Origin of the sequence: Streptomyces thermovulgaris, assembly GCF_002155915.1 — a bacterium.
GTDB lineage: Bacteria > Actinomycetota > Actinomycetes > Streptomycetales > Streptomycetaceae > Streptomyces > Streptomyces thermovulgaris.
Genome location: NZ_MUME01000342.1, coordinates 1 through 10,063, shown reverse-complemented (window position 1 = coordinate 10,063; position 10,063 = coordinate 1). Strand labels below are relative to the sequence as shown.

At 75.1% G+C, this 10,063-nt stretch carries 8 protein-coding genes and 2 pseudogenes; 6 read left to right on the top strand and 4 right to left on the bottom strand.

Annotated features, from left to right (window positions below; translation table 11 throughout):
* From CCN35_RS30325 to CCN35_RS23350, 3 genes and pseudogenes are all read right to left on the bottom strand, one after another.
* Positions 1-161: pseudogene (locus CCN35_RS30325) on the bottom strand (Rv1733c family protein); the annotation flags it as partial.
* 688 nt (positions 162-849) lie between these two features.
* Entirely contained in the window at positions 850-1,395 is a 546-nt protein-coding gene (locus CCN35_RS23355; RefSeq protein WP_067389758.1) for a DUF6643 family protein, read from the bottom strand.
* Positions 1,396-1,709: 314 nt separating this feature from the next.
* Positions 1,710-2,909, bottom strand: coding sequence for a glycosyltransferase (locus tag CCN35_RS23350; RefSeq protein WP_067389480.1), 1,200 nt, complete (start codon positions 2,907-2,909; stop codon positions 1,710-1,712).
* A gap of 39 nt (positions 2,910-2,948) precedes the next feature.
* Between CCN35_RS23350 and CCN35_RS23345 the strand changes: the two genes are divergently transcribed.
* The 6 genes from CCN35_RS23345 to CCN35_RS23320 all read left to right on the top strand — a co-directional run bounded on the left by CCN35_RS23345 (position 2,949) and on the right by CCN35_RS23320 (position 9,468).
* On the top strand, positions 2,949-3,734 hold the full coding sequence (locus CCN35_RS23345) for a glutamate racemase (protein ID WP_067389484.1): 786 nt from the start codon (positions 2,949-2,951) through the stop codon (positions 3,732-3,734).
* Positions 3,735-3,792: 58 nt separating this feature from the next.
* Positions 3,793-4,335 carry a hypothetical protein gene (locus CCN35_RS23340; RefSeq protein ID WP_067389486.1) on the top strand — a complete coding sequence of 181 codons (543 nt, stop codon included), beginning with the start codon at positions 3,793-3,795 and terminating at the stop codon, positions 4,333-4,335.
* A gap of 42 nt (positions 4,336-4,377) precedes the next feature.
* Positions 4,378-5,985: an apolipoprotein N-acyltransferase gene (gene lnt / locus CCN35_RS23335; RefSeq protein ID WP_067389488.1), complete on the top strand. Its 1,608-nt coding sequence runs from the start codon at positions 4,378-4,380 to the stop codon at positions 5,983-5,985.
* 106 nt (positions 5,986-6,091) lie between these two features.
* Positions 6,092-6,571, top strand: a complete 480-nt coding sequence (locus CCN35_RS23330) for an NUDIX hydrolase (RefSeq protein ID WP_067389490.1) — start codon at positions 6,092-6,094, stop codon at positions 6,569-6,571.
* 54 nt (positions 6,572-6,625) lie between these two features.
* Complete coding sequence (locus tag CCN35_RS23325) at positions 6,626-7,426, top strand: 3-hydroxybutyrate dehydrogenase (RefSeq protein ID WP_067389494.1); 801 nt, start codon at positions 6,626-6,628, stop codon at positions 7,424-7,426.
* A gap of 77 nt (positions 7,427-7,503) precedes the next feature.
* Positions 7,504-9,468, top strand: a complete 1,965-nt coding sequence (locus CCN35_RS23320; RefSeq protein WP_086794220.1) for a helix-turn-helix domain-containing protein — start codon at positions 7,504-7,506, stop codon at positions 9,466-9,468.
* Between the two features lie 242 nt (positions 9,469-9,710).
* Here the strand turns inward: CCN35_RS23320 and CCN35_RS23315 are convergent.
* Positions 9,711-10,063: pseudogene (locus tag CCN35_RS23315) on the bottom strand (high-affinity choline transporter BetT); the annotation flags it as partial.

Sequence of the window (10,063 nt, the reverse complement as noted above, 5' to 3'; positions counted from 1 at the left end):
CTGGTCGAGTCCTGGGCGGCGTTGACGGCCCTGCTGCTCGTCCTCGTCGCCGCCCCCGTGACCGGCTCCCTGGCCGTCAACGCCGCCCAGGACTCGACCAGATCGGTCGTGCGCCGCAGCGGATTGTGCCGCCAGCGCCAGAGTCCGCTGATCGCCCGCACGTCTTCCGCACCCCCCTTCCCGTTCCGTCACGGCCCGGGACGGACCGGGACGGGCCATGGTGGAGAACGTCGCGTCATTCCCGGGTGCCGACCGGGGACTTCCGGGCATGTCCTGGGAGGACCAACGGCCGGGCCCCGTCCCGGGTTCCCGGCGGACGAGGGCCGGCGCGGGGACGGTGGGGACGGGACGAGTACGACGCGCCGCCGGCCGTCCTTGCGTGATCGGCGCACCGATGGGGAGGCGGGGGAGAGCCGAGGGAGGGCAGCGGAAGCGAGCAGGCGGGCAGGGGCGACCGCCGGCGGGTCGTGCCGTCCCTGCCCGGCCGGGCGTGGTCCGGGGCGGGTGACGGCGTGCGGCGGGGCGGTCCGGGCGGACAGGACGGACGACGGCCCCATGGGTGCCGCACGGGACGGGGACGGCCCCGCCCGCCGGAACGGCCCTCACCGTGTCGCCCGGGACGCACATCGCCGCCGTGCCACCCGGCCGCGGGACGGACACCGTGTCCGGGCCGCGTGGACGCGGAGGAACGACGGCCGCCGCCGGGCCCGTGCCCGGCGGCGGCCGGGGCGGGCTGCTGCGGCCGGCGCCGTACGACGGCCTTTCCCCGGTGCCGGCCTGCGCCCGGCACCGGGCGCCGGGAGGTCCCGGGACCGGACGGCGGCCCTTCCGCCGGACGGCCGGGGCGGGTCAGTAACCGCGGTACTGCTGCTGGTTGCCGTACGGGTCCTGATGGGGCGCCGGGGCCGGACGGGGAGCGGCGGCCGGGCGCATGGCCTCGTAGCCGATGGTGTTCCCCGCCGGGCGCGGCTGCTGCGGCTGCTGCGGGCCGGGGTACCCGCGCGGCATGCCGGCCTGCTGCGGGACGGAGCCCGGCGGAGGCACCTGCTGCAGGGGAGCGGACTGCAGCGGGGCGGGCTGCAGCGGAGCGGACTGCAGCGGCGCGGGCTGCGGCGGGACCGGCTGCGGCGGGACCGGCTGCGGCGCCTGCGGGTAGCCGCCGTAGGAGGGCTGGGACGGGGCCGACGGAAGCGCGGGCAGCGCCGAGGGGAGCGCGGGCAGCTGGCTGCTGCCGCCCGTGCTCAGGTGGCTGCCCGTGTCGTACGGCGCGGGGACCCGGATCGGAGCGATCTGCGGGGTGCCCCGCTCGGCCACGAGCGAGTCGTAGATCGGAGTGTCCGGGAAGGAGGAGGCGGAGTAGTAGCCGCCTCCATAAGAGGAGCGGGGGGAGGTCATGGCCATAAGTTAAGCCCACCGCGTGCGGGTTGGGGAGACCGATAAGGGGGTTGTTTCCCGTGTCGGCAGTGATGTGAACTCACTAATACGAGTGAATTTGGACAAGCAGGGCGGCAATCCGGCGTAGTCGGGTGTTAAAAAGCCGAGCTCCGGAGCGGGTTACCGGCGGTCGGCCGGTGCGTTCCGGCCCTTCTTGTGGGAGACTTCCGGGACCTCGCCCGGCCGGCGTGCGCACGCGCGTGCGCGCACGCGCCTGAAGAGGCGGCCCCGGCAAGGGGCGGACCCACGGTGCGGGGCATGGGCCGGCGCCCCGCTCACCCCTCGTCGGGCAGGACGTCCGGACGTGCGTAGGTACGGCCCTTCCAGGCCGCACCCCGTCCCCGGTGGTGCCGCACCGCCGAGTCGACCGTCATCAGCAGATACAGCAGCGCGGTGAACGGCAGCAGGACGGCGAGCCACAGCGGCTGGCGGTAGTGGCGGAGCATCGGCACGTACGTCCCCGCCATCACCAGCCATGCCGACCCCCCGGCGAGCGCCGCCGCCGCACTGCCCGCCGCCAGGCCCACGGCCAGCGCCGCCGGCGGCACCAGGTACACCAGCGTCAGCCCGGCGACCGTGCCGAGCAGCAGCAGCGGACTGCGGCGCAGCTGTGCGTAGGCGCTGCGCGAGACCATCCGCCACAGGTCGCGCAGCCGCGGGTAGGGACGCACACTGACCACCCGTTCGGCGAGCCCCAGCCAGATGTGCCCGCCGCTGCCCTTGACGGCCCGGGCGAGGGCCACGTCGTCGATCAGCGCCTGCCGGATCGCCTCCGGGATCCGCGCCCGCTCGGCGGCCTCGGTGCGCAGCAGCACGCAGCCGCCCGCGGCCGCCGCCGTCCGGGTGCCCCGGCGGCCGATCCGGCGGAAGGGGTACAGCTGCGCGAAGAAGTAGACGAAGGCGGGCACGACGAGCCGTTCCCACCAGGTCTCCACCCGCAGGCGGGCCATCTGCGAGACGAGGTCGAACCCCCCGGCGCGCGCCGCCGCCACCAGCCGGCGCAGGCTGTCCGGGGCGTGGGCGATGTCCGCGTCCGTCAGGAGCAGGTACTCGGGCCCGCGCGCGCGGGCCAGGCCGATGCCGTGCCGCAGGGCCCACAGCTTGCCCGTCCAGCCGGCGGGCGGCTCGCCCGGAGAGGCCACGGTCAGCGGCAGCCCGCCGTGCTGCCGGGAAAGGACCCGGGCCAGCTCGCCGGTGCCGTCGGTGCTGCCGTCGTCGACCAGGAAGACCTCGGCCCGCCCCGGGTAGTCCTGGGCGAGCAGCGAGGGCAGGCTCGCGGGCAGCACGGCCGCCTCGTCCCGTGCGGGGACGACGACGCACACCGGCGGCCAGCCGTCCGGTGGCTGATCCTCGCCGGGCGGCATCCCGACGTCCGTGCGCCAGAAGAAGCCCTGGCCGAGCAGCAGCCACAGCCAGGCGGCGAGTGACCCCACGGCGCTCCACACGATCACGCTCACCCGCGCAGTCTGCCCCACCCGGGCGGCCGGTTCGAGGGGATCGTCTATCGTGGCCGGGTGAAGATCGCGCTCATGGACTCCGGTATCGGGCTGCTGGCGGCCGCTGCCGCAGTACGGCGCCTGCGCCCCGACGCAGATCTCGTGCTCTCCCTGGACCCCGCGGGCATGCCCTGGGGCCCGCGCACCCCGGAGGACCTGACCGAACGCGCCCTGGCCGTCGCCGAGGCCGCCGCCGCCCGCCGCCCGGACGCCCTGATCGTCGGCTGCAACAGCGCGACCGTGCACGCCCTGACCACCCTGCGGGCCCGCTTCGAGCCCGACCTGCCGGTCATCGGCACGGTGCCCGCGATCAAACCGGCCGCGGCCGGAGGAGGACCCGTCGCCATCTGGGCGACGCCCGCCACCACGGGCAGCCCCTACCAGCGGAACCTCATCCGTGAGTTCGCCCGGGGGGTGCGGGTCGCCGAGGTGCCCTGCCCGGGGCTCGCCGAGGCCGTGGAGCGGGCGGAGCAGACGGCGATCGACGAGGCCGTCCGCGCGGCCGCCGAGCGGACCCCCGAGGACGTGACGACCGTCGTCCTGGGCTGCACCCACTACGAACTGGTCGCCGACCGCGTCCGGGCCGCCGTGCAGCGGCCGGAGCTGCCCCCGCTGGTCCTCCACGGCTCCGCGGGCGCCGTCGCCGGCCAGGCGCTGCGCCGGATCGGCGCCCGGCCCGCGCCCGAGGCGCCGGCCGAGGGCACCGTGACCGTCCTGCTGAACGGGCAGGAGGGCGCCCTGCCCGAGTCCGCCCTGGCCTACGCGGAAGGCCGCCTTCTGGCACAGACCGCACCCGTCCGCTGACGCACGGCCACCCCCGGCGGGCCGCCCGTCCGGGCGAAACCCGGGTACCCTCGTGCCCATGAGGGAGCAGTCCCACCGCGAGCACGGCACCCACCCCGAGGTGTGGACCGGACGCGCCACCAACCGGGCCCAGTGGCTGCTGGCACTCGTCGGGGCCGCCTGCGTGGCCCTCGGCATCGGGCTGGCCGTCGACTCCGCCTGGCACTCCGGCGTCGTCCCGCTGGCGATGTCCGTCGTCGGCTGCATCGCGGCCGGCCTGCTGGTCATCTGCGGCACCCTCGCCTTCGTGCACGTGGCGATGCGCGTCGACAAGGAGGCCCTGGAGGTGCGCTGCGGGCACATGGGCCTGCCGCGCCGCCGCATCCCGCTCTCCCACATCGCGGGCGCCGAGTTCGCCCCGCACGTCACCCCGCGCCACTGGGGCGGCTGGGGCTACCGCTGGCTGCCCGAGAAGGGCACCGCGGTCGTCGTACGGCGCGGCGAGGGCGTCGTCCTGCGCCTGTGGGACGGCCACACGTTCACGGTCACCATCGACAACGCCGAGACGGCGGTACGCGTGATCAGGGACCGGCTGCGTCCCCCGGCCTCCGGCCGGACCTGATCACGCTGTCGGCCTCCCGGCGACCGGCCGTAGACTCCCGGGGTGACCGTCACCGCACCTTCCGTCGACGAGCCGGACCGGCTGCAATCGCAGACGACGTCCGCACCCTGGCGTACGCGGCTCGCCCGGCCCGCCCCCGCCGTGGCCGCGGCGCTGTCCGGCCTGCTCCTCTACCTCAGCTTCCCGCCGCGCCCCCTGTGGTGGCTGGCCCTGCCCGCCTTCGCGGTCCTCGGCCGGGTGCTGCGAGGGCGCACCTGGAAGGCGGCGCTCGGTCTCGGCTACCTCTTCGGCCTCGGCTTCCTGCTGCCACTGCTGGTGTGGACCGGAGTGGAGGTCGGCGCCGTCCCGTGGCTGGCCCTGGTCGCGGTGGAGGCGGTCTTCGTCGCGCTGACGGGCGCGGGCGTGGCCGCGGTCTCCCGGCTGCCCGTCTGGCCGGTGTGGGCGGCGGCCGTGTGGGTCACCGGTGAGGCGGTACGCGCGCGCGTGCCGTTCGGGGGCTTTCCCTGGGGCAAGATCGCCTTCGGGCAGGCGGACGGAGTGTTCCTGCCGCTGGCCGCGGTGGGCGGCACTCCGGTGCTGGGCTTCGCGGTCGTCCTGTGCGGCTTCGGCCTGTACGAGGTCCTGCGCCTGGCGGTGCGGGCCCGGCGCACCCGCGCGGTGCGGCGCTCGGCCGCCGCCGCGGCCCTGCTGAGCGTCGTCGTCCCGGTGGCGGGCGCGGCGGCCGCCCGGCTCCTGGTCAGCGACCGGGCCGAGAACGGCACCGTCACCGTGGCCGTCGTCCAGGGCAACGTGCCGCGCGCGGGCCTGGACTTCAACGCCCAGCGGCGTGCCGTCCTGGACTACCACGCGCGCGAGACGGAGCGGCTGGCCCGGGCGGTGCGGGCGGGCGAGACCGCCAGGCCCGACATTGTGCTGTGGCCGGAGAACTCCTCCGACATCGACCCCTTCGTCAACCCCGACGCACGCGACGTGATCAACCGGGCCGCCAGGGCGGTCGGGGTTCCGGTCTCCGTCGGCGGTGTCGTGAAACGGGACGGCAGGCTGCTCAACGAGCAGATCCTGTGGGACCCCGTCCAGGGCCCCACCCAGACCTACGACAAACGGCAGGTCCAGCCGTTCGGCGAGTACCTGCCGCTGCGCCCGCTGCTCGGGGCGGTCAACGAGGAGTGGACGGCGATGGTCCGGCAGGACTTCAGCCGGGGGAGCGAGCCGGGCGTGTTCACCGTCGACGGCGTGAAGGTGGGCCTCGCCACCTGCTACGAGGCCGCCTTCGACTGGGCGGTGCGCGACACGGTCACCGCCGGTGCGCAGATGATCTCCGTGCCGAGCAACAACGCGACCTTCGGCCGCAGCGAGATGACCTACCAGCAGCTCGCCATGTCCCGGATCCGCGCGGTCGAGCACAGCCGGACCGTCACCGTCCCCGTGACCAGCGGCGTCAGCGCGATCATCATGCCCGACGGGCGGGTCGCCCGGAGGACCGGCATGTTCGTGCCCGCCCACCTGGTCCAGAAGGTGCCCCTGCGTTCCTCCGGGACGCCCGCCACCCGGCTGGGCGTCCTGCCGGAGGCCGCCCTGGTGCTGGCCGCCGCCGCGGGCCTGGGGTGGGCGATCGGCGCCGGCCGGCGCCGGCGCGTCCGGGAGGCCTGACCGGGACGCCCGGCCGTGCGCCGGGAGGCGGTCCTGCGAACGGTCCTTCGAACGGCGCGGGCACCGGGTTCCCGGCCGCCGGGCTCCCGGCCGTTAGGGTCGCTCCATGGCCATTCCTGACTTCCTCCGTACGCTCCGGGCCACGGTCGGCACCCGGCTGCTGTGGCTCCCCGGAGTCACCGCCGTCGTCTTCGACGACGAGGGCAGAGTGCTGCTGGGGCGCCGCTCCGACACCGGCATGTGGTCGGTGATCGGCGGCATCCCGGAACCGGGCGAGCAGCCGGCCGCCTGCGCCGTGCGCGAGGTCGAGGAGGAGACCGCGGTGCGCTGCGTCGCCGAGCGGGTGGTCCTCGTCCAGGCACTGTCCCCCGTCACCTACGCCAACGGCGACGTCTGCCAGTACATGGACATCACCTTCCGCTGCCGTGCCGTGGGCGGCGAGGCACGGGTCAACGACGACGAGTCGCTGGAGGTGGGCTGGTTCCCCGTGGACGCGCTGCCCGACCTGAACGAGTTCGCCCTCTTCCGGATCAAGCAGGCCATGTCCGATGCACCCACGTGGTTCGACCCTATGGGAACCAGCTGAAATGTAGGTTGTGCCCATATGGGGGGAGGCGGCGGAGCTGCCTAGGGTCGACCTATGATCTTGCCGAGTTCCCCTCCCACCCCCCACGCGTCCCCGCTCGACCTCGGCGGCCGCACCGCGCTCGTCACCGGCGCCGCGAGCGGCATCGGCCGCGCCTGCGCGCTGCGGCTGGCCGCCGCCGGAGCGAAGGTCAGAGCCCTCGACCGGGACGCGGCGGGCCTGGACGAGCTCGTCGGGCAGGCGGGTCCGCTGGCCGGCACCCTCGAACCGCGGGTCCTCGACCTCACCGACCTCGACGCCGCCGAGCAGGCGGCCGTCGGCGCCGATGTGCTCGTCAACAACGCGGGGCTGCAACTGGTGCGTCCCATCGAGGACTTCCCGCCCGAGGTCTTCCACACCGTGCTCACCGTGATGCTGGAGGCGCCGTTCCGGCTCATCCGCGGTGCCCTGCCCCACATGTACGGGCAGCGGTGGGGCCGGATCGTCAACATCTCCTCGGTCCACGGCCTGCGCGCCTCCGCCTACAAGTCGGCGTACGTGGCCGCCAAGCACGGCCTGGAGGGGCTGTCCAAGACCACCGCCCTCGAGGGCGCCCCGCACGGCGTCACCTCCAACTGCGTCAACCCCGGCTATGTGCGCACGCCCCTGGTCGAGAAGCAGATCGCCGACCAGGCCCGGGCCCACGGCATTCCCGAGGAGCGCGTGCTGTCCGAGGTGCTGCTGCGGGACAGCGCGGTCAAACGGCTGCTCGAACCCGAGGAGGTGGCCGAGGCCGTGGCGTATCTGTGCGGTCCGCACGCCTCCGCCGTCACCGGTACCTCGCTGGTGCTGGACGGCGGCTGGAGCGCGCACTGACCGCTCCCCCCTGCCGCCCGCCCCGGAGTTTTCCACAGGCTCCCCACGGGGAGCGGACGATGGGTGATCCTGTGAGCATGTCCAGCGATCACGTACGGTTCACCGAGCGCCCCGCCGCCGGCCCGGAACCGGCCACCGGCGGCCCGGCGACCGGGAGTGCCGAAGCGCCCTTTCTCGAACTGCTGGCCCGGGGCGCGCCCGTCGCCGCATACGAACAGCCCGTGCTGCTCGCCCGCGCCGAGGGCCGGCCCGCCGAGTGGATCGACGCGCTGGAACGCGCCCGGCTGCTCGCGCTGCGCGTACGCGCCGAGCTGGAGGGGCGAAGACGGCGCGAGGCGGAGCTGTCGGCGCTGTTCGAGACCGCCCACGACCTGGCCGGCCTGCGCGACCTGGACTCGGTGCTGCAGGCCATCGTGCAGCGCGCCCGTTCCCTGCTGGGCACGGACGTCGCCTACCTCACCCTCAACGACCCCGACCGCGGCGACACCTACATGCGCGTCACCGAGGGCTCGGTCTCGGCCCGCTTCCAGCAGCTGCGCCTGGGCATGGGGGAGGGGCTCGGCGGCCTGGTCGCGCAGACGGCCCGCCCCTACGTCACCGACGACTACTTCAAGGACAACCGCTTCCAGCACACCGGCGCCATCGACGCGGGCGTGCGCGACGAGGGCCTGGTCGCCATTCTCGGGGTGCCGCTCATGCTCGGACCGCACGTGATCGGCGTGCTGTTCGCGGCCGACCGCCGGGCCCGGATCTTCGAACGCGAGCAGATCGCGCTGCTCAGCTCCTTCGCGGCCCTCGCCGCGGCCGCCATCGACAGTGCCAATCTGCTGGCCGAGACCCGCTCCGCCCTCGCCGACCTGGAGCGGGCCAACGAGATCATCCGCGACCGCAGCGCGGTCATCGAGCGTGCCTCGGAGGTCCACGACCGGCTCGCCGAACTCGTCCTGCGCGGCGGCGGAGTGCACGACGTGGCCGCCGCCGTCTCCGAAGTGCTCGACGGCACCGTCGACTTCACCGAGACCGCCGCCGCACCCGCCGGCGCCCTGGAGGCCTCCCGGGCCGAGGGACACGCGGTACGGCACGGACAGGACTGGATCGCCGCCGTGGCCGCGGGCGGCGAACTGCTCGGCGCACTCGTGCTGCGCGGCCACCCCGATCTCGACCCCGTCGACCAGCGCACGCTGGAGCGGGCCGCGATGGTCACCTCGCTGCTGATGCTCGCCCGGCGGTCCGCCGCCGAGGCCGAGCAGCGCGTCCGCGGCGAACTGCTCGACGACCTCCTGGACGCCCGCGCCCGCGACCCCCGTCTGCTGCGCGAGCGCGCCGCCCGGCTGCACGCCGACCTCGACGCCACCCATGTCGTGCTCGCCGCCCGCCTCGACGCCCCGGCCGCCGACGCCGAGCAGGAGGCCGCGGCCCGGCGCCGTCTGTGGTCCGCGGCCTCCCATCTGGCCGCCACCCAGCAGGGCCTGGCCGCCGCCCGCGACGGCGGCACGGTCCTGCTGCTGCCCCTGCCCCAGGGGGACAGCGCGACGGACCTGGCCCGCCGCATCGCCCGTCACCTCGGCACCGCGGTCAACGAGGCGGTCACCGTCGGGGCCTCCGCCCCCCTCGAGCACCTGACCGCCCGTCCCGACACCGTCACGGCCGCCTACGAGGAGGCCCGGCGCTGTCTGGAGGCCCTGCGTCTGCTCGGCCGCACCGGCGACGGCGCCGCCGCCCAGGACTTCGGCTTCCTCGGGCTGCTGCTGGCCGGCGACCGGGACATCGCCGGTTTCGTCGACCGCACCATCGGCGAGGTCATCGCCTACGACGAACGGCGCGGCACCGACCTCATACGCACCCTGGAGGCGTACTTCGCCTCCGGCATGAGCCCGGCCCGCACCAAGGACGAGCTGCACGTCCATGTGAACACCGTCGCCCAGCGCCTGGAGCGCGTCGGCCGTCTGCTCGGCGAGGACTGGCAGACCCCCGCCCGTGCCCTGGAGATCCAGCTCGCCCTGCGTCTGCACCGCCTGTCGGCACCGGCCCTGCGCGGCTGACCCCGCGGGCGCGCACTCGGGGACCGGGGAGAAACAGCCGGGAGCAGGAGGACGGACCTCCTGCGCGGCTTGCGGCACAGGCTCCTGCGACGCCGGCAGTACGGGCCTTTTGTGCGACGCCGGCGGCACGGGGCCTCCTGCGCGGCCGCGCGGCGCCGGCGGTTCTCGGCCCGGAGCCCCAAGGCCCCGGCAGCGGCCCCCGGAGCCCCCGGCCGGCGTGGGAGGCACGAGCCGGCCGGGAGTCACTCCGGCAGGTGCGCCTCCGGGGCGTCCGGGCGGTGGTCGGGGAGGACCGACCGGGCCGCCGCCTCGTGGCGCAGCCGCAGGAACTCCAGATGCCGTTCGTACTGGTCGAGGCTGTCGGCGATGAGCTGCTCCCTGGTGTACCCCATCACGTCGTAGCCCTGGTTGCCCTCGGCGAGCCGGACCTCGAAGCGGACGTAGGTGTCGTGGGCGCTGACCGACCTGATGGCGAACCCGGGGGTCGGCACCTCCACGGGCCAGACCTGGTAGACGAACTCGTCGCTCGGGTCGACCGGCACCCGGAAGCCGATGTGCGCGAGTCCGCTGTCCTCGTCGACCCCTTCCAGGAGCT